The sequence below is a fragment of the Streptomyces flavalbus genome (genome assembly GCF_042674625.1).
Taxonomy (GTDB): Bacteria; Actinomycetota; Actinomycetes; order Streptomycetales; family Streptomycetaceae; genus Streptomyces; species Streptomyces flavalbus.
On the sequence record NZ_JBHTEB010000001.1, the window covers coordinates 341626 to 366171 of the forward strand.

At 75.0% G+C, this 24546-nt stretch carries 22 protein-coding genes; 9 read left to right on the forward strand and 13 right to left on the reverse strand.

All coding sequences use genetic code 11. From position 1 onward, the window contains the following. Nucleotides 1-35: 35 nt before the first annotated feature. Nucleotides 36-1076: an NAD(P)-dependent alcohol dehydrogenase gene (locus ACFQZ6_RS01495; protein ID WP_381604503.1), complete on the forward strand. Its 1041-nt coding sequence runs from the start codon at nucleotides 36-38 to the stop codon at nucleotides 1074-1076. A gap of 36 nt (nucleotides 1077-1112) precedes the next feature. Here ACFQZ6_RS01495 and ACFQZ6_RS01500 read toward each other — a convergent pair whose 3' ends face one another. From ACFQZ6_RS01500 to ACFQZ6_RS01510, 3 genes are read right to left on the reverse strand one after another with little or no spacing between them, the layout of a single operon-like run. Next, on the reverse strand, nucleotides 1113-2678 hold the full coding sequence (locus tag ACFQZ6_RS01500) for an FAD-dependent oxidoreductase (RefSeq protein ID WP_381604504.1): 1566 nt from the start codon (nucleotides 2676-2678) through the stop codon (nucleotides 1113-1115). After that, the gene (locus ACFQZ6_RS01505) at nucleotides 2675-3400 is read right to left on the reverse strand and encodes a class I SAM-dependent methyltransferase (protein ID WP_381604505.1); all 726 of its coding nucleotides are present in this window, start codon (nucleotides 3398-3400) and stop codon (nucleotides 2675-2677) included. Before ACFQZ6_RS01505 ends, ACFQZ6_RS01500 begins: the two co-directional genes overlap by 4 nt. A 44-nt stretch (nucleotides 3401-3444) precedes the next feature. Further along, entirely contained in the window at nucleotides 3445-4641 is a 1197-nt protein-coding gene (locus tag ACFQZ6_RS01510; RefSeq protein WP_381604506.1) for a lycopene cyclase family protein, read from the reverse strand. Between the two features lie 373 nt (nucleotides 4642-5014). On the opposite strand from ACFQZ6_RS01510, the gene crtI reads away from it, so the two are divergent. From crtI to ACFQZ6_RS01525, 3 genes are read left to right on the forward strand one after another with little or no spacing between them, the layout of a single operon-like run. Beyond that, entirely contained in the window at nucleotides 5015-6544 is a 1530-nt protein-coding gene (gene crtI / locus ACFQZ6_RS01515; RefSeq protein WP_381604507.1) for a phytoene desaturase family protein, read from the forward strand. Beyond that, a complete protein-coding gene (locus ACFQZ6_RS01520; RefSeq protein ID WP_381604508.1) occupies nucleotides 6541-7560 on the forward strand; it encodes a phytoene/squalene synthase family protein in 1020 nt (339 codons plus the stop codon). Before crtI ends, ACFQZ6_RS01520 begins: the two co-directional genes overlap by 4 nt. Next, entirely contained in the window at nucleotides 7557-8561 is a 1005-nt protein-coding gene (locus tag ACFQZ6_RS01525) for a DUF5914 domain-containing protein (protein ID WP_381604509.1), read from the forward strand. The genes ACFQZ6_RS01520 and ACFQZ6_RS01525 overlap by 4 nt, the downstream gene beginning before the upstream one ends. 90 nt (nucleotides 8562-8651) lie before the next feature. Here the strand turns inward: ACFQZ6_RS01525 and ACFQZ6_RS01530 are convergent, their stop codons facing one another. From ACFQZ6_RS01530 to ACFQZ6_RS01540, 3 genes are all read right to left on the reverse strand, one after another. After that, nucleotides 8652-8840 carry a hypothetical protein gene (locus ACFQZ6_RS01530; RefSeq protein ID WP_381604510.1) on the reverse strand — a complete coding sequence of 63 codons (189 nt, stop codon included), beginning with the start codon at nucleotides 8838-8840 and terminating at the stop codon, nucleotides 8652-8654. Between the two features lie 167 nt (nucleotides 8841-9007). Continuing rightward, nucleotides 9008-9445, reverse strand: coding sequence for a response regulator (locus ACFQZ6_RS01535; protein ID WP_381604511.1), 438 nt, complete (start codon nucleotides 9443-9445; stop codon nucleotides 9008-9010). Next, nucleotides 9442-9777 carry a hypothetical protein gene (locus ACFQZ6_RS01540; RefSeq protein WP_381604512.1) on the reverse strand — a complete coding sequence of 112 codons (336 nt, stop codon included), beginning with the start codon at nucleotides 9775-9777 and terminating at the stop codon, nucleotides 9442-9444. Before ACFQZ6_RS01540 ends, ACFQZ6_RS01535 begins: the two co-directional genes overlap by 4 nt. A 157-nt stretch (nucleotides 9778-9934) precedes the next feature. On the opposite strand from ACFQZ6_RS01540, the gene ACFQZ6_RS01545 reads away from it, so the two are divergent. The 4 genes from ACFQZ6_RS01545 to ACFQZ6_RS01560 all read left to right on the forward strand — a co-directional run bounded on the left by ACFQZ6_RS01545 (nucleotide 9935) and on the right by ACFQZ6_RS01560 (nucleotide 14621). Continuing rightward, complete coding sequence (locus ACFQZ6_RS01545) at nucleotides 9935-11500, forward strand: sensor histidine kinase (RefSeq protein ID WP_381604513.1); 1566 nt, start codon at nucleotides 9935-9937, stop codon at nucleotides 11498-11500. A gap of 23 nt (nucleotides 11501-11523) precedes the next feature. Next, nucleotides 11524-12711 (forward strand): PP2C family protein-serine/threonine phosphatase, encoded by a 1188-nt coding sequence (locus ACFQZ6_RS01550; RefSeq protein ID WP_381617984.1) that lies wholly within the window; start codon nucleotides 11524-11526, stop codon nucleotides 12709-12711. A 107-nt stretch (nucleotides 12712-12818) separates the two neighbouring features. Beyond that, nucleotides 12819-13298 carry an ATP-binding protein gene (locus ACFQZ6_RS01555; RefSeq protein ID WP_381604514.1) on the forward strand — a complete coding sequence of 160 codons (480 nt, stop codon included), beginning with the start codon at nucleotides 12819-12821 and terminating at the stop codon, nucleotides 13296-13298. Nucleotides 13299-13418: 120 nt separating this feature from the next. Beyond that, complete coding sequence (locus ACFQZ6_RS01560) at nucleotides 13419-14621, forward strand: cysteine desulfurase-like protein (protein ID WP_381604515.1); 1203 nt, start codon at nucleotides 13419-13421, stop codon at nucleotides 14619-14621. 162 nt (nucleotides 14622-14783) lie between these two features. Here ACFQZ6_RS01560 and ACFQZ6_RS01565 read toward each other — a convergent pair whose 3' ends face one another. The 6 genes from ACFQZ6_RS01565 to ACFQZ6_RS01590 form a co-directional block, all read right to left on the reverse strand. Further along, complete coding sequence (locus ACFQZ6_RS01565; protein ID WP_381604516.1) at nucleotides 14784-15125, reverse strand: DUF3140 domain-containing protein; 342 nt, start codon at nucleotides 15123-15125, stop codon at nucleotides 14784-14786. 6 nt (nucleotides 15126-15131) lie between these two features. After that, nucleotides 15132-15359: a hypervirulence associated TUDOR domain-containing protein gene (locus ACFQZ6_RS01570; RefSeq protein WP_381604517.1), complete on the reverse strand. Its 228-nt coding sequence runs from the start codon at nucleotides 15357-15359 to the stop codon at nucleotides 15132-15134. After that, entirely contained in the window at nucleotides 15356-16426 is a 1071-nt protein-coding gene (locus tag ACFQZ6_RS01575) for an MASE1 domain-containing protein (RefSeq protein WP_381604518.1), read from the reverse strand. Before ACFQZ6_RS01575 ends, ACFQZ6_RS01570 begins: the two co-directional genes overlap by 4 nt. A gap of 357 nt (nucleotides 16427-16783) precedes the next feature. After that, nucleotides 16784-17614, reverse strand: a complete 831-nt coding sequence (locus tag ACFQZ6_RS01580; RefSeq protein ID WP_381604519.1) for a PP2C family protein-serine/threonine phosphatase — start codon at nucleotides 17612-17614, stop codon at nucleotides 16784-16786. Between the two features lie 53 nt (nucleotides 17615-17667). Next, nucleotides 17668-18801, reverse strand: a complete 1134-nt coding sequence (locus ACFQZ6_RS01585; protein ID WP_381604520.1) for a HupE/UreJ family protein — start codon at nucleotides 18799-18801, stop codon at nucleotides 17668-17670. A gap of 106 nt (nucleotides 18802-18907) precedes the next feature. Further along, on the reverse strand, nucleotides 18908-22822 hold the full coding sequence (locus ACFQZ6_RS01590; protein ID WP_381604521.1) for a metallophosphoesterase: 3915 nt from the start codon (nucleotides 22820-22822) through the stop codon (nucleotides 18908-18910). Nucleotides 22823-23055: 233 nt separating this feature from the next. Here ACFQZ6_RS01590 and ACFQZ6_RS01595 point away from each other — a divergent pair, with 233 nt between their 5' ends. Next, nucleotides 23056-24249, forward strand: coding sequence for a cytochrome P450 (locus tag ACFQZ6_RS01595; protein ID WP_381604522.1), 1194 nt, complete (start codon nucleotides 23056-23058; stop codon nucleotides 24247-24249). Nucleotides 24250-24271: 22 nt separating this feature from the next. Here ACFQZ6_RS01595 and ACFQZ6_RS01600 read toward each other — a convergent pair whose 3' ends face one another. Next, nucleotides 24272-24481, reverse strand: a complete 210-nt coding sequence (locus tag ACFQZ6_RS01600; RefSeq protein ID WP_381604523.1) for a hypothetical protein — start codon at nucleotides 24479-24481, stop codon at nucleotides 24272-24274. Nucleotides 24482-24546 lie beyond the last annotated feature (65 nt).

Consider the following 24546-nt stretch of genomic DNA (forward strand, 5'->3'; position numbering starts at 1 on the left):
CCCGCATCCCCCCGCACGGCCGAAGGAGTCCGGACATGAAGGCACTGCAGTACCGCACCATCGGCGCCGCCCCCGAGGTCGTGACCGTCCCCGACCCGGAGCCGGGCCCGGGGCAGGTCCTGCTCAAGGTCACCGCGGCGGGGGTGTGCCACTCCGACATCGCGGTGATGAGCTGGCCCGCCGAGGGCTTCCCCTACCCGCTCCCCCTCACCCTCGGCCACGAGGGCGTCGGCACCGTCGCCGCCCTGGGCGCCGGGGTGCGCGGCATCGCCGAGGGGGACGCCGTGGCGGTGTACGGGCCCTGGGGGTGCGGTACCTGCGCCAAGTGCGCCGAGGGCAAGGAGAACTACTGCCTGCGCGCCGAGGAGCTGAACATCCGCCCGCCCGGACTGGGCGCCCCCGGCTCGATGGCCGAGTACCTGCTCGTCGACGACGTACGGCACCTGGTGCCGCTGGCGGGCCTCGACCCCGTCGCCGCCGTACCGCTCACCGACGCGGGGCTGACGCCGTACCACGCGATCAAGCGGTCCCTGGTCAAGCTGGTGCCGGGGTCCACGGCCGTCGTCATCGGCACCGGCGGGCTCGGGCACGTGGCCATCCAACTGCTGCGGGCGCTGACCCCGGCCCGCGTCATCGCGCTCGACGTCTCCGAGGACAAGCTGCGGCTCGCCCGGACGGTGGGCGCCCACGAGACGGTGCTGTCCGACGCCCGGGCGGCGGACGCGGTACGGGAGCTGACGGGCGGTCTGGGCGCCGAGGCCGTCTTCGACTTCGTCGGCGTGGAGCCCACCGTGGCCACGGCGGGCGCGGTCGCGGCGGTCGAGGGCGACATCAGCATCGTCGGCATCGGCGGCGCGGCCCTGCCGGTCGGGTTCGGCCGACTGCCGTTCGAGGTGTCCGTGAACGCCCCCTACTGGGGCAGCCGCGGCGAGCTGATCGAGGTGCTGGCGCTGGCCCGCGCCGGTGCGGTGTCCGTGCACACCGAGACGTACTCCCTGGACGAGGCCCCGCTCGCCTACGAGCGCCTGCACGCCGGGAAGGTCGAGGGCCGCGCGGTGATCCTGCCGAACGGCTGACCGGGGAGGGCGCGGCCCAGCCCCACGCCGAAGGCCCTACACCGCTTCCCGGCGGGCCGCCCAGCCCGCCAGCGCGCGGAGCGGGGCGTGGCGTCCGCGGTCCGGGACGGTCCACAGGGTCTGGCCGCGTACGCCCCAGCGGTCCAGCAGCCGGTTGGCGGCCAGGAACCCGGAGGTCGCCGCGCGCTCCATCAGCGCCACGGGCAGCCCGGTGCGCACCAGGTCGCCCGCGACGACGAGCCCGGGGTGCGGGGTGTGCACGGTCGGCCGGGACAGGTAGCCGCCGACCGGGAACAGCGGGCAGTCGGCGCGCCATTCGTGGCGGGCGTCGACGACCTTCGCCGCCCGGGTCTCCGGCCAGATCCGGTGCAGTTGGCGCAGCAGGTCCCGCTCCGCCTCCTCCCGGCGACGGGTCAACGGCACGGCGTAGGCGTGCAGTTCGACGACGGAGCCGCCGGTGCGCCGCGCCCACCCGGCCGCCTCGTCCTCCCAGCGCTCCAGCACGCTGACGTTGTCCAGGCCGCCGTAGCCGCTGGTGCCCAGGAAACCGGGCCGCTCCGGTGCGACGGGCCGGTCCAGCCAGAGCCGGGTGACGAGGAACGGCGGCGCGGTGCGCAGCCGGGCGACGCCCTCCCGCCAGGCGCGGTCGGCCAGTTGGCCGGAGCGGGCGACCAGGGCGCGCAGGCCCGCGGTGTCCAGGGCGAGCACGACGGCGTCGTAGCGCCGTTCGTCGTCGGCGGTGGCGACGGTGTGGCCGCCGTCGGGGGTGGGGGTGACGGCCTCGACGGCGGTGCCGGTGCGCAGGTCGGCGCGGTGTCCGCGCAGGTAGGCGGCGAGCGGTTCCCACAGGGCGCGGGGGAAGGGGGCGTGGGGGACGTCGAAGAGCAGGCCCTCGGCGGAGCCGAGGAAGTAGATGTGGAACATCAGCGCCATCTCGGCCGCCGACAGGTGCCGGGGGTCGGCGAAGAAGCTGCGGGAGAACACCTCGAACGCCAGGTGGCGGGCCCGGTCCGGGAAGCCCACGGCGTCGAGGAAGTCATGGGCGCTGGTGTCGTCGAGGCGGTCGTACACCTCGGGGACCCGGACGTCGAGCAGCGGCAGCGCGGCGATCGGGTCCAGGCCGGGCAGGTCGCGCGCGCCGAAGGAGGGGCTGAGGGCGGCGAAGCCGAGGGCGCTGAGCGGCGGGGTGCGCGGCACCCGGCGGAAGCTGTCGCGCGGGCCGTCGCTGTGGCGCAGCGGGTAGTCGGGCAGGCCGGTGAGGCGGTCCAGGCCGGGATCGGTACGGCGTAGCAGTCCGCGCAGGTTGTAGTACTGGCGGAAGAAGGCGTGGAAGCCGCGGCTCATCGTCACCCCGGTGCCGTCCGCGAGGACGGTCGGCCAGCCCGCGACCCGCCCGCCGAGCCACGGTTCACGCTCGTACAGCGTCACGGCGACACCGCGTTCGGCGAGCGCGGTCGCCGCGGCGAGCCCGGCGATGCCCCCGCCGACGACGGCGACGGCGGGCGGCGGGTCGGCGGTGACGCGCGGGGCGCCGGGCGGCGGGAGCAGGACGCGGGCCCGTCGGTCGCGGCCCCGGCGCGCGGGCTGCGGGGGCCGGTTCACTCGGCGGCCTCCGGCCGGGCGCGGCGGGCGACGAAGGTGTGGGTGATGCCGGTCTCCCAGCCGGGCAGCGGGAGCGTGCGGACGTGCTCGAAGCCCGCGGCGCGCAGCCGGTCCGCGAAGGCGTCGGCGGTGTCGAAGTCGACGACGCTGCGCCACAGGTAGCGGTAGAGCTGGCCGTCGCCGAGGACGGTGGCGACGGGCTGGACGAGGCCCCGGCAGACGGCCGTCCACACGGCGCGGTCGGCGCGACGGCCGCTGAGGGTGTACTCGTGCACGCCGAGTCTGCCGTCCGGGGCGAGCACGTCGCGCACGGTGGCGAGGACGGCGTCGGGGTCGCTGACGTTGCGGAAGAGGTAGGCGGCGAAGACCGCGTCGAACGGCCCGTTCACGCTGGCGTCGGCGAGCCCTTCGGCCGGGGCGTGCACGAAGTCCACGCCGTCCGGCCAGCGTTTGGCCGCCGCCCGCTCCAACATGCCCGCGGAGGCGTCCACGGCGGTGATCCGGGCGCCGGGCAGCACCTCCGCGAGGGCGGCGGTGGAGGCGCCGGTGCCGCAGCCGAGGTCGAGGACGCGCAGGCCCTCGCCGTACCGGGGCAGCCCGAGCCTGCGCGCCGAGCGGCGCAGGTGGGCGTGGTAGCCGGGGCTGGCGGCGGTGAGCAGGTCGTAGCCGCGGGCGGCGTGGTCGAAGGCGGCGGCGAGGTGTTCGTCGCGCAGCAGCGTCATGAAGTCTCCAGCGGGGTCGTCGGGTCTCCGGAAGTCAGGCCGGGTCAGCAGCCGTCGAAGGGGCGGCGGGGCAGGCGGGGTACCTGGGCCGCCGCGCGGAGCATCGGGCCGACCGGGGCGCGCAGGCCGATGGCGAGGTCCTGGGGCAGGGTGGTGCCGCCGTCCAGGAAGCGCAGCAGCCGTGGGGGCGGGACCCGGGTGAACAGGCGGGTGAACAGGGCGGGTCCGTCGACGAGGCCGCTGTCCAGGGCGCGCAGCAGGACCGCGTCCATGGCGCGGGCGCGGGCGGAGTGGGCGGGCGGGGGCAGCGGGCGGCGGCCCCGGCGCAGGGCGTCCGCGACCGCGCGGGTCTGGCGTTGCAGCCCGGCGAAGGTGTAGCCGGTCGAGGGGCGGGTGGCGCCGCCCGCGGCGCCGATGCGGAACACGGACGCACCGACCTGCCGGGGCAGCCGCGCGTCCGTCATCGGGATGACGCCGGTCTCGGTGGCGACCACCTCCAGGTCCCCGAGGCGCAGGACGTCGTGGGCGTAGTGCCGTACGGCCTTGTCGTAGGCGTCGGGGGTGAGGGGGCGGGCGGAGAACTCGGTGTACTCCACCAGCGCCTCGTGGCGTCCCCGGGGCAGCACGTACCCGAAGGACAGGCCGTGGGCGGGCTGCGGGGTGCGGAAGTCCATCAGGTCGGCGGTGTCGGGGGTGAAGACGGGGCGGGCGGTGCGGACGAACCAGCCGTGGAAGTGCTGGAGCAGGGTGGTGCGGGCGGCCGGGAGGCTGCCCAGGGGGCGGGAGTCGAACACCCAGCGGGCGTGCAGGGCGTGGGGGTGTCCGGCGGTGTCGTGCCAGTGGACGCGGGCGCCCTGGGCCACGTCCTCGACGGTGTCGACGGTGCCCTGGACGCGGCGGACGCCGGTGCCGCGCGCCAGGTCGTGGGCGACGAGGTACTCGAAGTCGTCGGACCGGATCATCTTGTAGCGCAGCGGCGCGATGCCGCCGACGACCGGCGGGCCGGTGGCGGGGCGCACCCGCAGGCGTTCCCAGGTCGCCGTGACCGCGGCGTCGAAGCGGCCCCGGCCGCGTTCCCAGTAGCACCAGGTGCGCGTCGGTGGGCGCAGCGGGCCGGGCGGGGCGTCCAGCAGCACCACCTTCAGGCGCCGGGTGCCGGTGGCGGCCGGTGCGGCGAGGCGGTGCGCGAGGGACAGCCCGGCGGCTCCCGCGCCGACGATGGCGACGTCCGCGTCGACCACGGCAGTTGCCTCCCTCCTGGCTCCCGGGTCCCTCCGGTGAGCATTCCTGGCCGGGTCCCCCTTCGGATGCGGCTCACCCGTACGGGCGACGCGCGCCCGGCGCCGCGATGGAAGGGGCTGGCCATGGAAGGAAAGGGACGGCGCGGACGTCCGCCGCGGATCGCATCCGTGCGCGGCGTGACCGCCGAAAGGCGTGGCGGACCGTGCCGTCCGCGAGCCCGACGAGAGGATGCCGGATGCGCCCCACCCAGGGGAAGGCCGACCCCGTGGCCCAGGTGCCGCCCGTCCCGTGCCCGGCGGCGCCGCCGGGTTCCCCCGGACGGGCGCGGCCGAATGCCCCGACCGCAGGGCCCGGTGCCGGGGAGGTGCGGGGGTGACGCGGGCGGTGCCGGGGCGTACGGACCACGTCGTGGTGGTGGGTGCCGGGCTCGCCGGGCTGTCGGCGGCGCTGCACCTGCTGGGCGCGGGGCGCCGGGTGACCGTCGTCGAGCGGGAGGCGCTGCCCGGGGGCCGCGCCGGGCGGCTGGACCTCGGCGGGTACCGGGTCGACACCGGGCCGACGGTGCTGACCATGCCCCACCTCGCGGAGGAGGCGTTCGCCGCGGTGGGCGACAGCCTGCGGGCGCGGGTGGAGCTGATCGGGCTGCGCCCGGCCTACCGGGCCCGCTTCGCGGACGGCGGCGCGCTGGACGTGCACACCGACGCCGACGCGATGGCCGCCGAGGTGGAGCGGTTCGCCGGGGCCGGGGAGGCCGCCGGGTACCTGCGGCTGCGCGGCTGGCTGGAGCGGCTGTACCGGGCCCAGATGCGCCGCTTCATCGACGCCAACTTCGACTCGCCGTTCGACATCGTCGGCGCCGACCTGGCCCGGCTGGCGGCGCTCGGCGGGTTCGGCCGCCTGGACGCCCGGATCGGGCGGTTCCTGCGGGACGAGCGGCTGCGGCGGGTGTTCTCCTTCCAGGCGCTGTACGCCGGGGTGCCGCCGGAGCGGGCGCTGGCGGCGTACGCGGTGATCGCCTACATGGACACCGTGGCCGGGGTGTACTTCCCGCGCGGCGGGATGCACGCGCTGCCGCGGGCGATGGCGGACGCCGCCGCCGACGCGGGCGCGGAGCTGCGGTTCGGTGAGCGGGTGACGCGGCTTGAGCGGTCCGGAGCGCGGATCACGGCCGTGGTCACCGACCGGGACCGGGTGCCGTGCGACGCCGTGGTCCTCACCCCGGACCTGCCGGTCGCCTACCGGCTGCTTGGCGGGGCGCCGCGCCGTCCGCTGGCGCTGCGGCACGCGCCGTCCGCGGTGGTGCTGCACCTCGGCACGGACCGCACCTGGCCGCACCTCGGCCACCACACGCTGTCGTTCGGGGCGGCCTGGCGCGGCACGTTCCGTGAACTGACGCGCGCCGGGCGGCTGATGAGCGACCCCTCCCTGCTGATCACCCGGCCCACCGCGACCGACCCGGACCTCGCTCCCCCGGGCCGCCACCTGCACTACGTCCTCGCGCCGTGCCCCAACACCGACGTCGGCCCCGGCGCCGCCGACTGGGCCGCGCTCGGCCCCCGCTACCGGGACGAGCTGCTCGGGCACCTGGAGCGGCGCGGCCTGGACGGCGTCGGCGCCGCGGTCGAGGCGGAGTGCCTGGTCACCCCGGCCGACTGGGCGGCCCAGGGGCACGCCGCCGGTACGCCGTTCTCGGCGGCCCACACCTCCGCCCAGACGGGCCCGTTCCGGCCCCGCAACCTGGTGCGCGGCACCGAGAACGCCGTCCTCGCCGGGTGCGGTACGACACCGGGGGTGGGGGTGCCGACGGTGCTGGTGTCCGGGAAGCTGGCCGCCGCCCGCGTCACCGGCGTGCCCCGGGCGCGCCGGACCGCGCGGGCCCTCGCCCGGGGAGCCGCCGCATGACCGCGCGGGAGCTGGACGCGGCGGGCATCACCGACCCGGCGCTGCGGGCGGACTACCGGTTCTGCCGCGCCCTCAACGCCCGGCACGGCAGGACGTACTTCCTCGCCACCCGGCTGCTGCCGGTCGCCCGCAGGCCCGCCGTGCACGCCCTGTACGGCTTCGCCCGCTGGGCGGACGACATCGTCGACTCCCTCGATCCCGGCTTCCGGCCCGCCGAGCGCGTGGCCGCGCTGTCCGCGCTGCACACGCGGCTGGAGCGGGGGCTGCGCGCGGGGCGCGAGGAGGAGCCCGTGGCCCCGGCGGGCCGCCGTACGGCGCACGGCGAGGGCCCGGTGGTGCGGGCGCTCGCCGACACCGCCCGCCGGTACGGCATCGAGCACGCGCACTTCGCCGACTTCATGGCGTCGATGCGGGCGGACCTGGTGGTGACGGACTATCCGTCCTACGCCGACCTGCGCGGCTACGTGCACGGCTCCGCCGCGGTGATCGGCCTGCAGATGCTGCCGGTGCTGGGCACGGTGGTGCCGCGCGCGGAGGCCGCGCCGCACGCCGCCGCGCTCGGCGTCGCCTTCCAGTTGAGCAACTTCCTGCGGGACGTGGGCGAGGACCTCGACCGGGGCCGCGTCTACCTGCCCGCCGACCTGCTCGCCGCGCACGGGGTGCACCGGCCGCTGCTGCGCTGGAGCCGCGACACCGGCCGCGCGGACCGCCGTATCACCGCCGCGCTGCGGGAGTTCGAGGCGCTGACCCGGGGCGTGTACCGGGAGGCGGCGCCGGGCCTGGCGATGCTCGACCCGGTGGCGCGGCCCTGCATCCGCGCCGCGTACGTGCTGTACGGCGGCATCCTGGACGCCGTGGCGGACGCCGGTTACCCGGTGCTGCACCGCAGGGTCGTGGTGCCGCGGCGGCGCCGGGCGGTGGTCGCCGCGGACGGGGCCGCCCGGGTGGCCGCGGCACGGCTGCGCGCCCGGCCCCGGGCCGTCCCGCTGACCCGGCGGCACGGGGAGGTCGCGTGAACCCCCGTACGCCGGGCGGGTACCGCTTCCCGCTCTCCCTGCGGCGCCGCCCCGTGCCGTGGGAGCGGCAGCGCCCCACCTGGCGGGAGGCGCGGCCCGCCGTGATCGCCGGGGCGGTGAAGCGGGCGCGGGCCCGGCCCTCCGGCAACTGGTACGTCGTCGGCGCCAGCCGCGACCTCGAAGCCGGGCGCCCGCTCGCGCGGACCGTCACGGACCGTGAGGTGGTGGTCTGGCGCCGCGCCGACGGGCGGCCGGTGGCCGGTCCCGGCGGTTGCCCGCATCTGGGGGCGCCGCTGCGGGACAGTCCCGTGCGCTGCGGCACGCTGGTGTGCCACTGGCACGGACTCGCCCTGGACGGGAAGCCGTTCGCGGGCTGGGAGCCGTATCCGGTGTACGACGACGGTGTGCTGGTGTGGGTCCGCCTCGACGAGGTCGGCGGTGAACCCCCGCTCGACGCGCCGGTGGTGCCGCCGCGCCCGGCGCTCGCGGGCGCGCTGTCCGCGGTGTACGTCGGGGTCGGGACGTGCGAGCCCGAGGACGTGGTCGCCAACCGTCTCGACCCCTGGCACGGGGCCTGGTTCCACCCGCACTCCTTCGTCGACCTGACGGTGACCGAGGGGGCGGAGTCGGACGGCGGCGACGGGTTCACCGTGGAGGTGTCGTTCAAGGTGGCCGGGCGGCTGGTGGTGCCGGTGCGGGCCGTGTTCACGGCGCCCGAGCCCCGTACGGTGGTGATGCGGGTGGTCGAGGGCGAGGGGCGGGGTTCCGTCGTGGAGACCCATGCCACGCCGCTCGGCGCGGACGAGCGGGGCCGCCCGCGCACGGCGGTCGTCGAGGCGGTGGTGGCCGCCTCGGACCGGCGCGGGTTCGCGGTCGCCCGCCGGGCGGCACCACTGCTGCGGCCCCTGGTGCGGGCCGCGGCGGGGCGCCTGTGGCGGGACGACCTGGCGTACGCGGAGCGCCGCTGGCTCCTGCGCTCCACGGGCCGCTTCCCCGGCTGAGGAACCCCGGCCAGGCGGTGCGGGCGGCCAGGCTGGCGGCGGCCTGGCCGAGCGTCCTGCCTCTGATCGGCAGGGCCGCCCGTGGGGCGGTCACTTGGCGCTGGCGGCCTCCATCGCCTGCTGGAACCGGACCATGCACGGGGCGCAGTGCCGGTCGGTCGAGTTCGCTGCGGCTCCCGGTGATCCGCTGACCCGCGCCCCGCACAGGGTCTTGGCGTCGTGGGGCGGCACCAGGTGCCACACCAGTTCACCGTCCGCGGTTCCCGGACCTATGTGCATTTCGTACACGGCACTCCCCTGTCTGCCGATTCGGTCCTGTCACTGCCAGGGGACCCCAGACCCGGCCGCGCTTCGCGCCGGGCGGACCGTTCGGGGGACATCACCGCACGGACGGACCAGTCCCCGTTGCGGGGACTGGTCCGTCGCGTCATACGCGCGCGCGGGCGTCAGGGCCGGGGCGGCTTCACCGCGATGTCGAGGTAGAAGGTGTCGATGCTGCGCACCGCCGCCTCGAACTCCTCCAGGTTGACCGGCTTGGTGACGTACGCGTTGGCGTGGTGCCGGTAGGCGCCGGAGACGTCGTCGGGGGCCGCGGAGGTGGTGAGCACGACCACGGGGATCGTGCGCAGGTCGGCGTCCTCCTTGACGACGGCGAGGAACTCGCGCCCGTTCATCCGGGGCATGTTGAGGTCGAGCACGATCAGGTCGGGGCGCGGGTTGGCCGGTTCCCGGAGGTACTCCAGCGCCTCCACCCCGTCGGAGACCTGGGCGAGGTTGCGCGCGCCGCGGCCCAGCAGCGCGTCCTGGATGAGCATGGCGTCGGCGACGTCGTCCTCCACCAGCAGGACGTCGTAGGGGCGGGCGGAGGCGGGGGGAACGGTCATGGTCGTGAACTCCGGGGTGACGGTCGGGGAGGGAGGCCGGGCATGGCACGGGTGAGGCCGGGCCAGCGGCGGCGGGCGCCCTGGCGCGTCATGCTGGCCGCCCGGCCGATCTCGGGGTAACCGGCGCCCGCGACGGCGGCGGCGCGGGCGGCGCCCTGCTCCAGGTCGTGTACGGCCCGCTCCACTTGTACGAGCACCCGCAGGCGGGCCAGCGCCTGCCAGCGCGCGTCCAGCGCGCCGTCGCCCGAGGGGTGGGCGAGGTCGTGGACGAGCCGGTGGGCCAGCTCGTCCACCGCCGCGGCCACGCGGTCGGTCATCTCCCCGTCGGTCATCCGCTGAGCGTCATCCGCAGGAAGGAGTGGGGGACGTGCATGTACCCCACCCTAGAGGGCACGGTCATCCCTGACAACAGCCGTTGTCACCCACCGATTACGGTGGTCACGCCGTACCGCCCCGGTGCGGCACCGAAGTACAAGGAGTGCACTGACCGTGACGAAGGAGCGTCCGACCGGCCCGCGTACGGGAAGGTCGCACTGGACGACCCGGCGCTGGCTGCGGACGGGGGTCGCCGTCACCCTCGCCGTGCTGACCGTGCTCGGCTCGCTGGGGGTGTGGGCCATCGTCCGCACCTCGCACGTGACGGACGAGCTGGTCCGCTACCGTTCCCCCGCCCTCGACCAGGCCGTCCGGCTGGAGTCGGCGCTGGTCAGCCAGGAGACCGGGGTGCGCGGATACGGCCTGACCGGTGAGCGCTCCTTCCTCCAGCCGTACACCGAGGGCATGGCGGACGAGCGGGCCGCGGTCGCGCGGCTGCGGGAGCTGCTGCGCGGCGACAGCCGGGGCCGCGCGGACCTCGCCACCGTGGAACGGCTCGCCGAGCGCTGGCAGGAGCGCTTCGCGCGGCCCGTCGCCGCGGCAGCGGAGGGGCGGGCCGTCGCGGTGACGGCGGAGCGGGCCGACGACGGCAAGCGCGTCTTCGACGCCGTGCGCCAGGCGACGGCCCGGCAGCAGCGGCACCTCAGCGCGGAGAACGCCGACGCGGTCGCCGAGCTGCGGCGGTCCACCCGGCTGCGGAACGTGAGCCTCGCGGTGATCGGGTCCGTGATCCTGCTGGTCGCCGGGCTGGTCTTCGAGGGCCTGCGGCGCGGGGTGACCACCCCGCTCGCCCAGCTCGGCCGGTCCGCCCGCGAGGTGGCCAGCGGACGCTTCGACCGGCCCCTCGACGGCACCGGACCCGCGGACCTGCGGCAGCTCTTCGCGGACGTGGAGGCGATGCGCCGCCGTCTGCTGCAGGAGCTGGAGTACAGCGAGGAGGCGCGGCGGCTGCTGGACGAGCAGGCCGCGGAACTGAAGCGCAGCAACACCGAGCTGGAGCAGTTCGCCTACGTGGCCTCCCACGACCTCCAGGAGCCGCTGCGCAAGGTGTCCAGCTTCACCCAGCTCCTCCAGCGGCGCTACGGCGGGCAGCTCGACGAACGGGCCGACCAGTACATCGACTTCGCCGTCGACGGCGCCAACCGGATGCAGGTCCTCATCAACGACCTGCTCGCCTTCTCCCGCGTCGGCCGGGTCCACAACGACCACACGGCCGTCGACCTCACCCAGGTGCTGGACCGCACGCTGGACACCCTGAGCGTGTCCATCGAGGAGAGCGGCGCCGAGATCACCAGCGAGCCGCTGCCCACCGTCCTCGGCGATCCGACCCAGCTCGGCATCCTCTGGCAGAACCTGCTGTCGAACTCCGTGAAGTTCCGCGCTCCCGACCGGCCACCGCGGGTCCGGGTGGGCGTAGAACGTAACGGTGATGTGTGGGAGTTCGCGGTGACCGACAACGGCATAGGCATCGAGCCGGAGTTCCAGGAGAAGGTGTTCGTCCTCTTCCAGCGGCTGCACACCCGCGACGCCTACCCGGGCACCGGCATCGGCCTGGCGATGTGCAAGAAGGTGGTCGAGTTCCACGGCGGGACCATCACCGTCGACCCCGAGCACTCCCCCGGCACCCGGATCGTGTTCACCCTCCCCGCCGCCGACGCCCACGAAGGGGAGCTGTCGTGAGAGAACCGGCGATCGACTACGAGATGCCGTTCCGCATCCTGCTGGTGGAGGACGACGACGGCGACGCCCTGCTGGTGACGGAACTGCTCCGCGACACCGACCTGCGGCACTCCCTGGCCCGCCGCCGCACCGCCGCCGAGGCCCGCCGGGCGCTGGCCGAGGCGGCGTACGACTGCGTGCTGCTCGACCTGCACCTGCCCGACGTCTCCGGGCTGAGCACGGTCGCCGCCGTCCAGGACGCCGACACCGACACCGCGATCATCGTGCTGACCGGGCTCGCGGAGTCCCGGGCCGGGGTGGACGCGCTGGCCGCCGGGGCGCAGGACTACCTCGTCAAGGGCAAGGTCGAGCCGGAGCTGCTGCAGCGCGCCGTCCGCTACGCCGTGCAGCGCAAGCGGGCCGAACGCGCGAGCGCCGCCCTCCAGCTCGGCCGGTTGCGCGCCGCGGAGAACGCCCGCCTGGAACGCGGGCTGCTGCCGGAGCCGATCCTGTCGTCCGGGTCGGTCACCGCGACCAGCCGCTACTTCCCCGGGCGGGCGCAGGCGCTGCTCGGCGGGGACTTCCTCGACGTGGTGCAGACCCCGGACGGCATCGTGCACGCCATCATCGGCGACGTCAGCGGGCACGGGCCGGACGCGGCGGCGCTCGGCGTCTGCCTGCGGATCGCCTGGCGGACGCTGACCCTCGGCGGGCACCGCGGCCACGAGCTGCTGCACCTGCTGGAGCGGATACACATCGCCGAGCGCTCGGGCAGTGACCTGTTCACCACCTGCACCATGATCGCGCTCGACCCGGAGTCGGCCACCATGACCCTGCACCTGGTCGGCCACCACGAGCCGGTGCTGCTCACCTCCGACGGCGCCCACCCCGTGTCCGCCGCGCACGGCGTGGCGCTCGGGATAGTCCCCGGGCTCGGCAAGTGGCCCGCCACCACCGTGTCCCTGCCCCGCAGCGGCGCGCTGATCGCGTACACGGACGGCCTGATCGAGGGGTACGGCGACGAGCCGGGCGACGGTCCGGACGGCGGGGGCGGGGGCCGCCGGGGCGCGGACGCCCGGCTGGGCGTCGACGGGCTGCTGCGGGTCCTGGAGAAGACCCGCGACCCCGACCCGGGCCAGCACCTGAACGCCGTACTCGACACCGTCCGCGCGAAGAACGCCGAGCGGCACACCGACGACCTCGCGGTGCTGCGGCTCGACTGGACGGCGTGAGCGGGCGTCGCCCGGATTCAGGAGCGGTACGCGAGCGGAAACGGGGTAACGGAGACTGCATACGCGCTTCACGAGCACTGCCCCTGCGATGCAAAAAGGTGCGGTTTATGGTCATCCCGCTTGGGCCACAGGCGGCCGAGGGACACGAGTCGAACGAATCCGCCGCCCTGCGCTACCGAGCCACCTGGAGCCCGGGCGCGGGACGCGCCGCCGACGCGCGGCGGGCCGTTCGGACCTTCCTCGCCAGGGCGTCCGCCACCACCGGCGTCCCGGTCAGCCCCCTCGCCGAGCTGGACGCCCAGCTCGTCGCCAACGAACTCCTCGTCAACGCCCTCCGGCACACGCCCGGCGGCTGCGGGCTGCGGCTGGGCGTGTCGGAGGACGGCACCGAGCTGACCATCGCCGTCTGGGACACCTCGCCCGAGCCGCCCCGCGTCCAGCCGCCCGACCCGGCGCGCGTGGGCGGCCACGGCCTGCGCCTGGTGGAGATGTGCAGCCGGGAACTGGACGTCGTCCCGTTCGAGGGCGGGAAGCAGGTCGTCGCCCGCCTCGACCTCACCGCCGGGGAGCGGATCACCCGCCGCTGACCGGCCGGGCGGGCAGGGGCGGTACCGCCGTCCGCCCCGCTCAGGGCACCGGATACCGTCGTGCTCCGCGCGGCCGTGGCGCCGTGCGCCCCGCCCCGGCCGATCCCCTGGAGCACGCACATGGCCTACGACGTCCACGCGGTCCGCGCCGCGATACCCGGCCTCACCCCGGACTCCGCCCGCTTCGACGCCCCGGGCGGCACCCAGATGCCGCTGCCGGTCATCGACGCCATCGCGGACACCCTGCGCGCCCCGCTGGCCAACCGGGGGCCGCTCAGTCCGGGCGAGCGCAACGCGGAGGCGGTGGTCGCCGGGGCGCGGGCCGCGCTGGCGGACCTCGTGGCGGGCGACCCGGGCGGCATCGTCTTCGGCCGCAGCGCCACCCAGCTCACCTACGACCTGGCGCGCGCCCTGGCCAAGACGTGGGGGCCGGGGGACGAGGTGGTCGTCACCCGGCTCGACCACGACGCGAACATCCGGCCCTGGGCGCAGGCGGCCGAGGCGGTCGGCGCGACCGTCCGGTACGCCGACTTCGACCCGGTCAGCGGTGAGCTGACCGCCGACCACGTCGCGGCGGCGCTCTCCCCGCGCACCCGGCTGGTCGCGGTGACCGCGGCGTCCAACCTGATCGGCACCCGGCCCGACCTGCCGAAGATCGCGGAGCTGGTGCGCGGCGTGGACGCGCTGCTGCACGTCGACGCGGTGCACCACGCGGCGCATACGGCGGTGGACCTGGCGGCGCTGGGCGCGGACACGCTGGTCTGCTCGCCGTACAAGTTCCTCGGCCCGCACCTCGGGGTGCTGGCGGCCCGGCCGGAGTTCCTCCGGACGCTGCGGCCGGACAAGCTGCTGCCGTCCACCGACGAGGTCCCGGAGCGGTTCGAGCTGGGCACGCTCCCCTACGAGCTGCTGGCGGGCGCGCACGCCGCGGTCGACTTCCTCGCCGGGCTCGACGACGCGGCGACCGGCAGCCGCCGGGCGCGTCTTGAGGCGTCGTTCGCGGCGCTGGCCGGGCACGAGCGGGCGCTGCGGGACCGTCTTGAGGCGGGGCTCGCGGCCCTGCCCGCGGTGACCGTGCGCTCCCGGGCCGCCCGGCGCACCTCGACGCTGCTGGTCACGGTGGACGGGCAGAGCGCCGCCGAGGTCTCCCGGCGGCTGGCCGAGCGCGGGGTGCACGCCCCGGCGGGCTCCTTCTACGCGCTGGAGGCCTCCCGCCACCTGGGGCTGGGCGCCGCGGGCGGGCTGCGCGTCGGGCCCGCGCCGTACACCACCGAGGAGGAGTGCGACCGGCTGCTGGCCGCGCTCGCCGACGTCCTGCGCTGAGCGAGGGCCCGGCGCGGGTGGCCCTCCGCCGGAGGGGACGACGGAGGGACACCGGCACCGGGGGACCCGGCGGCCCGCACCCGGGCCGTGCGCCGGAACCGCCCTCGCCCCGCACTTCCGGCGCGGGGGCGGTACCGGATGCGGCCACCGGGCCCGGGGTCCCTATGACTTCTCCACGAGCGGATCGTGGCCCCAGTTCATCAGCGAGTGGCGCCACCGGGAGTCCCGTACGTCCCCGGAGGGCCGTTGGGCGAGGTGGCGGCGGACGTAGCCGACGACCTTGCGCATGTGGTCGTAGTCGTCGTCGGACAGGTCGGACTTCCTGGCGCGCAGGATGGCGAGGACGCGGCGGCCGGAGGCGTGTCCGGTCGACTCACCGCCGTCCCGGTGCTGACCGGCGGCCCGTGACTCGTCGGTGTCGAGCCACTGCTCCAGGTCGGACGGCTTCATGTTGACCAGGTCGCGGAAGTCGTCCCAGGTGCGCTGGTGGTCGTCGTCGGTCATGGCGGGTCACTTCTTCCGCAGCGCGGAGGGCTTGTGGACGGCGGACTTGCCTGACTTTTCGCTGCGCACCTCGTACTGCGGGTCGTCGGGTGCGGCGTCGACGGTGCGGCCCGCGGCCTTCGTCCGTTCGGTGATCTTCTTCTCGACGGTGCCGCGGGTCTCGGTGCCGTGGGTGCTCCAGGCGACCTTGTCGCCCTTGCGGAGTTCCTTCTTCTGCTTGCGCTGCTTGGTCATGCGGGGCCTCCATGGGGGTCGGCCGGTCTCGGGGGTTTCTCGGGGAGGTGGGGGATCTCGGGGAAGTCGGTGCCGGGGGGCGGCCAGCGGGCCTGGGGCTCGCTGGTGGTGAGGTACTCCAGGACCTCGACCAGTTCCTGGCAGGCGCGTTCCACGGAGCGCCGGGTGTTGCGCTGCTCGGTGATCACGGCGGAGAGCAGCAGCGCGGTGAGGGCCATGCTGCCGTTGAACGCCTGGAGCTTGCTCATGACCTCCACATGGGTGAGCCCCTGGAAGGGGCCGACCCCGTCGGTCGCCGCGACGGTGGCCATGACGGAGGTGAACAGGGCGCACAACATGCTGCCCGCGACCTGGAAGCTCAGGGCGGCCCAGATCAGCAGGGGGCAGACCAGGAACAGCACGCTGACCGAGCTGCGGGTGGCCAGCGGCACGATCACGAGGGTGGCGACGAGCAGGGCGGCGGCCTCGGGCCAGCGGTGCAGGTTGGGGCGCAGGGTCGGGCGCGGGCGGGTCACGGCCACGACGAGGACGAGCGGGGTGATGATCAGCACGCCCATGGCGTCGCCGACCCACCAGGCGAACCAGACGGTGCCGAAGGCGCTGGCCTCCAGATCGTCGGTGAGGACGAGGGTGCTGACCCCGGTGGTGGCGCTCACCAGGGTGCCGACCAGGGCGCCCAGGACGACCAGGGAGATGCCGTCGCGCAGCCGCTCCAGTTCGGGGCGGAATCCCACCCGGCGCAGCAGCAGGTAGGAGAAGACGGGCGCGGCGGTGTTGCCCGCCACGGTGATCAGGGCGGTGGGGTGGATGTCCAGGCCGGTGAGGGAGAGGATGACGAGGAAGGCGCCAAGGGCGATGCCGGGCCAGCAGCGTGGGCCGAGGATCAGCAGGGCGCCCAGGGCGACGCCGGTGGCGGGCCAGATGGGGGTGAACACGGCGCCCTCGACGGCGAGCTGCCGCAGGAGGCCGAGCCGTCCCGCCGCGTAGTAGCACCCGGCGACGGCCAGCGCCTGGAGGCCGGTCGTGAACGCCCGGCGCGAATCCCGCGTTGCCACCACAGCAGCCATCAGACACCGATCCCCCCACCCCGGCGAGGCGAACGGCCCGCCGGTGACGCCCAATGGCTGACTGCGGGGGTGGGGGGCGACCGGGGCGACCAGGGCGGTCCGGGACGGTGGGGGTTGGTCTGGGGCGACCAGGGCGGTCAAGCTGGCCAGTGCGACCGCGGCGGCCCGGGGCGGTCAAGCGGTCAGGCTGCTCGGGGCGGTCGGGGCCCGTCCGGTGGAGCCGGTGGCGGACGTCGGATTCGGCCACGGACGCCGGGCCCGGCGCGCCCCGCACGCGCCTCGCCCGGCTCAGGCCCGCGCCCACCGGCACGCGCGGGGGACGCCGAGCGTCACCGGCGTCTGATCCGCCGGGACGGCCTACGCCGCGTTCGCCGGGCCGTCGTGGCGGACGACGAGTACCGCGGCGTCGTCCTCGTGGCCGACGCGTTCCGCGCCCTTGATGACGGCGGCGGCGAGGGCTCCGGCGTCCAGACCGGCGACCGCGGCGATGCCCGCGAGGCGGACGGTCTGGTGGAGCCCTTCGTCGACGTCGAGGGAGGGCCCCTCCACCACGCCGTCCGTGACCAGCACGAAGACCCCGCCGAGGGTGATCCGGTGCCGGAAGACGGGGTACGTCATGCCCTCCTGCAGGCCGAGCGGGGGCCCGCCCTCGTCGTCGGTGATGCCGGACCTGCCGTCCGCCGTGGCCCACACGCAGGGGATGTGTCCCGCGCGGGCGCTCTCCAGCAGGCCGGTGGCCGGGTCCAGGCGCATGAAGGTGCAGGTGGCGAAGAGGTCGGTGCCGAGGGTCATCAGCAGGTCGTTGGTGACGGCGAGCAGGTCGCCGGGGTCGCTGGTGACGGAGGCCAGGGCCCGCAGCCCGACGCGCACCTGCCCCATGAAGGCCGCGGCCTCGATGTTGTGGCCCTGGACGTCGCCTATGGACAGGCCGATACGGCCGTCGGGGAGCCGGAAGGCGTCGTACCAGTCGCCGCCGACGTTGAGGCCGTAGCAGGCGGGCACGTACCGGGCGGCCAGCCGCAGGCCCGGCGCGGCGGGCAGGTCGGCCGGGAGCATCTCGCGTTGCAGGGCGATCGCCAGTTCGACCTGGGAGCGCTGGAACTCCGCGCGCTCGCGCGCCAGCGACGTGAGCGAGCCCAGCCGGGCGAGCAGCTCGTCGCCGTCCTGGTGCGGGCGCCTGCGGAACATCCATCACTCCGACGGAAGACATCCGTTATGGGATAAATAGGGCGTTTTGTACTTTACAGGGCCACGACGGTCCGGTCCCAGCACCAGTAGAGGCTGACGAGCACGACGGGCACGGTCAGCGCGGGCAGCGCCCAGCGCTGGGCGGAGGTGCCCCGCAGCAGCCGCAGCGGCCAGAAGGCCACGGCGATCAGGACGAGCTGCATGGCCTCGACGCCGAGGTTGAAGCTCAGCAGCGACAGCAGCAGTTCCCAGGAGCGGCTCTCGTCGATGCCGAGCGACCCGGCGAAGCCCAGCCCGTGCACCAGCCCGAACCCGAACGCGGCCGGAAGGCGCCAGCGGTCGCCGCCCCGGCGCTCGCGGGTCAGCGGTCCCGCCACCGCCACCACGGCGATGGAGGCCGCGATCACCGGCTCGACGACGCCCGTGGGCACGCTCACCAGCCCGGTGGCCGCCAGCAGGAAGGTCACGCTGTGCGCGGCGGTGAACGCGGTCGCGGTGCGGACGACCTCCCGCAGCCCGCGGGTGCCGAGCAGCAGCGCCAGCAGGAACAGCAGGTGGTCCGGACCGAACAGCAGGTGCTCCGCGCCGACCCGGAAGAACTCCGCCACCTGGCGGGACTCCCCCGCGCCGCCGGTCGTCAGGGTCGGCTCCCCGGCCGTGAGCACCCGCGAGCCGCGCTGGCCGTCCACGTCGTAGTGGACGATCGTCCGGGTGCCGTGGACGAACGTCTCGGCGTCGGGGAAGAGCGCGCTGGAGACGCGGTACGGGCCGTCGGCGGCCCCGGGGCAGTCGTAGGCCAGGGTGAGCACGGCGAAGGGCCGGTCACCGCGCTCGTGGACGTCGGCGTCGCCGACCGGGCGGGGCGCGCAGTCGGCGCCGCCCTCGCGGCCGACCGCGAACCGGTCGGTGACGTAGGCGGTGACCGCGTCGGCGTTGAGCCTCAGTTGGCGGCGCTGCTCGGCACGGCCCTCGGCGTCGTACGCCTCGGCGTACAGCCACGCCGACTTCATCAGCAGGTCGTACTCCAGGTCGAGGACCGCTTCCAGGTGCCCACCGCTACCGCGTACGTCGGCGTAGGCGGTGGAGGTGGTGTCGTGGGCGGCGGCCGGGACGGGCAGGGCGAGGACCGCGGCCAGCGCGGCGAGCAGGGCGGTGAGGGCGGCGGAGGGGCGAGGTGGTGCGGCCATGGGGTGGGGTTCCGGTTCCTCGGCGGGGGACGGGGTCCGCCCGCCGCCCCGGACCGGTCGGGTCCTCGGCGGCGGGCGGCTGGGTGGCCGGTCGGGTCGCGGCCGGTCAGCGCGGGTCGGCCAGCGGACCGAACCAGGGGCGGACGGGGTCGTCCGGCGCCCAGGTGCCGGGACGGCCGTGCGCGTCCTTGGTGACGAAGACGCTCGGCTCGGAGGCGGTGACGCCGCCGCCCGCGGAGCGCGCCGTGACGAACCAGGCGTGCGCGGTGTCCGGCTTGAGCCCCTTCCAGGTCACCGAGGCGGTCCCGCCGGACGGCGCCCGGTCCCGGCCGATGACGCTGACCGGGTCGTACAGGGCGAGCGCGTCGGTGCGGAACGCCGTGGTGCGGGTGGAGAGGTCGACGGGGAGGACCATGTTGTCCTCGGTGCCGTCGTAGCGGTGGCTGGTGTCGTACTCGGTGGCGCCGAACTCGTCGAGCAGGGGCGAGTAGGTGTCCACCGTCAGCTCGGCCCGGTCGACGTCGAACTGGAGCATCCGGAAGAAGCTCGCGCCGAACTGGAGCTGGTCGTCGGGCTGGTAGCCGCCGATCTCGGTGAGGCCGAGGCGGTCCGCGGAGACCGTGTAGAACTGGTAGTCCGCGAGGAGTTCGACGACGCCGTGCTCGATCTCCCCGACCTTCGGCTTCACGTTGGTGCCAACGCCGTGCTCGTGACCGGCGAGGATCAGGAACACGTTGGGGTTGTCCTGGACGACCGTCTTGAACAGCATCGAGCCGTCCGGCGCGGAGAACGCGGCGCCGCGCCCGTCCGGGTCGCCGCTCGGCGCGAGGTAGTCGTGCGAGAGCAGGATGCCGTTGCGGTCGGGGAACCGCTTGAAGACGGAGTCCGCCCACTCGGCCTCCTCGCGCGTGACGCCGTACGACAGTCCGACGACGACGAAGTCGACGCCGCCCGCGGAGAACAGGTCGTAGTGGTTCTGGTTGTCGCCCGCGCGCCACGGGCCGCCGTACTCGGCGTGCTCCCAGCCCTGGGAGAGCGCCTGGTAGCGGTCGGGGCCGTAGTACCGGTTGTAGAGGGCGTCGGGGCCGGTCTCCGTGCCGGACTGGTTGTCGTGGTTGCCCGCGATCACCCCGTTGGGGACGCCCGCGTCGTCGAGGATCCGCTGCTGCCGCGAGGAGACCTCCATCTCCCCCACGGCCTGGCGCTGGGCGGCCTCGTCGGCGGGCTTGCGGATGTTGTTCTCGATGATGTCGCCGGTGTGGGCGACGTACGCGATCTTCCGCTTGTCCTTGTTGGCGGCGATCCAGCGGGTGGTGTCGCCGTAGGCCCGCTCCCAGACCGCCCGCTCCGCGGCCGTCTCCTGCTCGACCGCGCCCTCGGACAGGTACTGGGTGTCGGTGAAGTGGACGAGGGAGAAGTCGTACGCGTCCGGGTCCGCGAAGCCGTCCGGGTCCCCGGCGCCGATGTCGTCGGCGAACGGGTCCTCACCGGTGACCATGACGTGGACCTGCTGCCGGTCGACGTACCGGCGGTCGACGACCGAGGTCAGGACGGTGTCGCCCGCGACGGCGCCACGGGCGCTGGTGAGGACGTCCCAGGTGCGGGTGGCGGTGTTCCACACCCGCAGCGCGACCAGCCGCTCCGGGTCGATGACGCCCTCCCAGCGCAGCACGGGCGTGTCGACGTGGCCCTTCACCGGCACGTCGAAGCGCTGGTAGGTGACGTCCTCGGCGGCGGGCGCGGCGAGCGACCTGCCGTCGGCGGGGGCGAGGCCGTCGGTCCTGGCCTTCTTCTCGCCGGGCACCCTGAGGGTGGTCGGCAGGCCCTGCGACGTGCCCTGGTACGCCTGGTTCGGGGTGAGGATCTCCGCCTCGGAGAAGGTGGCGGTGACGGTGCCGCCGTCGGGTTCGGAGACCTTCGCGGACAGGGTGGGGCTGCGGTCCGCGTCCCGGGTGCCGGACGCCGGGGCGAGGTCGGCGGGGGTGTCCGGGATACCGGCGGAGGTGAACCTCACCTCGCGGGTGCCGGTGTTGCCGAGGCCGTCGGTGCCGGTGACGGCGAGGGTGTGCGGACCGGCGGAGAGGCCGGGGCCCACGGCGGTGCCGAGCGGGACGGTCTCGCCGTCGAGCTTGACGTGCGGGCCGTCCACCACGCCGGAGGGGTCCGCCAGGCGCAGGTCCAGGACGACCGACGCGGTGAGCCGCTGGCCCGGGGCGGGGGTGCTGACGGCGATCCGGGGCGCCGAGTTGTCGGTCACCAGGAGGCGGGTCGCGGTCTTCCCGGAGCGGGAGGTGGCGGCGAGGGTGTGGTCGCCGTCCTTCATCTCCGGGGTGTCGAGGTCGGCGCGCAGGCCCTGCGCCGGGCCGTCGACGTAGAACTCCAGGTCGATCTCGGTGAGCGGGTTGACGTTGCTGCCGCAGTTGCCGTCGCCGAGGCTGTAGGAGCCCTTGAGCATCCGGCCCTCGGCCGTGCCCCGCGCCGGGGTGAGGGTGAGGTCGGAGACGGCGAAGTCGTCGCGGTTGTCGCCGCAGGAGGTCGGGAACGTCCCGGCGACGAGGTCGATGGTGTTCCAGCCGGGGACCAGCCACTCGTTGGGGAAGGTCAGCCCGACGCGCTCGCTGACGAAGTCGCTGTCCAGGACCCGCTTCTGTCCGTTGACCAGGACGTGGTTGCCGTAGCGGGCCTCGATGGAGTTGCCGCCCACCGTGAAGCCGAGGGTGGCGGTGCCGGAGCCGAGGGTGTCGGAGACGTGCACGGCCGGGGCGTCGACGGTGAAGCGCAGCTCCGCCTCGCGCAGCCGGGTGGTGCTGGAGCCGCAGCTCCCGTCGCCCATCGCGTAGGAGTCCGCGATGTCGTGGCCGGTGACGGTGGCGCCGTCGAGGGCGAGGGCGATGTTCGACAGGTCGAAGTCGTCGCGGTTGGGTCCGCAGCTCTCCTGGTAGGGGCTGGAGACGAGGGTGACGACGTTGTCGCCGGGCACCAGGAACCGCGCCGGGACGGCGATGTCGACGCGCTGGCTGACCCAGGTGCCGCCGAGGTCGATGCGCTTGCCGTTGACGAGCAGGTGGTTGTCGTAGCGGTCGTCGAGGGAGTTGGCGCCGACGTCGAAGGAGAACGTGGCCGCGCCGTTGCCGAGGTGGGCGCGGGTGACGGGCTCGCGGCCGTCGGCGGTCAGCGACTCCACACCGCCGTCACCGCCCGCGGGCAGGCTCGCGAAGACCGGCTGCCCGCCCTTGGCCAGGGTGCCGTCGACGGGCGTCAGGCGCGGGGCGCCGGGCGGGGCGTTGTTGACGGTCACGGAGTGGGTGACGGTCCTGCCGGAGGTGGTGGTGGCGGTCAGCGCGTGCTTGCCGTTGGCCAGCTTGGTGGTGTCGAGGTCGGCGGTCAGGCCCGTGCTGCCCCGCGGGTCGGACAGCACGAAGAAGGTGAGCGTGGCCCGCTTCAGCAGGGAGGTGTTGGTGCCGCAGCTTCCGTCGCCGAAGGAGTACGTGTACTCGTTCTCCTCACCGTCGGCGATCTCGCCGAGCAGCTCCAGGGTGATGTCGGAGAGGACGAAGTCGTCGTAGTTGGTGCCGCAGGAGCTGTCGACGGCGCCCGCGACGATCTCGACGGTGTTCTCGCCCTGGCGGAGCTTGTCGTTGGGGATCTCCAGGGTGCCGCGCTCGCCCGCGAGGTCACCGATGTCGGCCCGGTAGTCGCCGTTGACGATGACGTGGTTGCCGTAGCGGGCCTCGGTCGAGTTGGAGCCGACGTCGAAGCGGAGCCGGGAGACGCCGGTCGTGCGCTCGGCGGGCAGCGCGGTGCCGTCGACCGTGAGGCGGGTGACGGAGTCACCGGCCAGCGTCGGGGTGGCGACGGCCTTCCTGGTGCCTTCGAGGTAGGCGCCGTCCTCGGGGGTGAGCGTCGGCAGGCTGGTCCCGGCGGCGGGCTCGCCGCCCTTGCGGGCGGGGTCCGGGGAGTCGGTCCCGGCGTGCGCCTGGGTCACGCCCACGCCCACCAGGAGCAGCGCGGTGAGCGCCACGCCCAGGATCCGCTGTCGGTGTGCTCTGCCGCCCGGACGTCTTCGCCCCTGTCGTGGCCGCATCGGCAGCCGTCCCTTCTGATCGCCGCGTGCTGGAGGGGCGCTGCCGGACGGTGCGCGACATGCCCATGGCGAATCCTGGGCAGGACAGGTGAACGGGGCTGGATGAGCGGTGAACGATCAGTTGGCGACTGCCTGTGGGGCGGGGCGCGCGAGGCGTGGGGGCGAGGCCGGTGACGGACGTGAGGGATTCGGCGCGGAAGATCCACAGGGCGGGCGGCCACCCCGGCTGCCCGGTGCGTCAGGGGGCCGACGGCTCCTGGGAGGTGCACGGCTACGACGCCGCCCGTGCCGTGCTGCGCGGCACCGGCACCGTGCAGGCGGGGCTCGGCATCGAGACCGTGGAGAAGCTGCCACCGCGCGTGCGGCGCCCGGTGCTCTACCAGGACGGGCCAGGACACCGGGAGCAACGGCGGCAGACCGCGCGCTTCTTCACCCCGCGCCGGGTGGACGAGCACTACCGCGACGTCATGGAGCGGATCGCCGACGAGCAGCTCGCGCTCCTACGGGAGGCGGGCGAGGCCCATCTGCCCGACCTCAGCTTCCAGATGGCGATCGAGGTGGCCTGCCACATCGTCGGGCTGCGCCACAGCCGTCCGGGGATGCGGGCGCGCCTTGAGGCGTTCTTCCCGGAGGAGTTCGGCACCCCGGGGCTGACCAGCGTGCGGGGGCTGTACTGGCTGGTGCGGCAGAACACCAACTGGCTGCGCATCTACCTCGCCGACGTGCGGCCCGCCATCCGCGCGCACCGGCGCCGGGCGCACGACGACCTGATCGGGCACCTGCTGGCGGAGGGCTGCTCGCACGCCGAGATCCTGGGCGAGTGCCTCACCTTCGCGGCGGCGGGCATGATCACCACCCGGGAGTTCATCTGCGTGGCGGCGTGGCACCTGTTCACGGACGCGGAGCTGCGGGAGCGGTACCGGGCGGCCGGGGAGCCGGAGCGGCTGGAGCTGCTCCGGGAGATCCTGCGGCTTGAGCCGGTGGTCGCCCGGCTGCGCCGCCGTACGACGGCCCCGCTGACCCTGCGGACGCCGTCCGGGCCGCGGCTGGTGGAGCCGGGTGAGCTGATCGAGCTGTTCGTCGACGACGCCAACACCGACCCGGAGGCCGTGGGCGAGGAGCCGTACCGCGTCCGCCCGGGGCGTGCGCCGGGGCTCGGTCCGTCGGCGGCGGGGCTGTCCTTCGGGGACGGGGCGCACCGCTGCCCCGGGGCCGGGGTGGCGGTCCTGGAGGCGGACGTGTTCCTGAGCCGTCTGTTCGCGCTGGACGGTGTGCGGATGACCGGTGCGCCGCGGGTCTCCTTCAAGCCGGACATCGGGGGCTACGAGCTGCGGGGGCTGACCGTCGCGGTCGGCCGGGCGTGACCGCGGGGCGTGACGCGGGCCGCTACTCCTCGCGCTCGTACTCCGCCTGGGAGTCCCGCTCGGTGAGGTCGCGCTGGGCGGCCTCGTAGACGTTGCGGACGAACTGGCGGGCCTGCGCGCGGTCCATGGACCCGCCGCCGCTCATCAGCCGGTCCGCCCACTTGTCCACGGAACGGTCTTCCTCCGGACGGTCCATGGAACGCTCCATGTCGCGGTTGTCGTCCCTGGCCATGGCACCTCCGTGGGGGGCGTGGGTGGCGCGGGGCGCGCACGGGTGCGGCCCCGCTTCCATCGTCC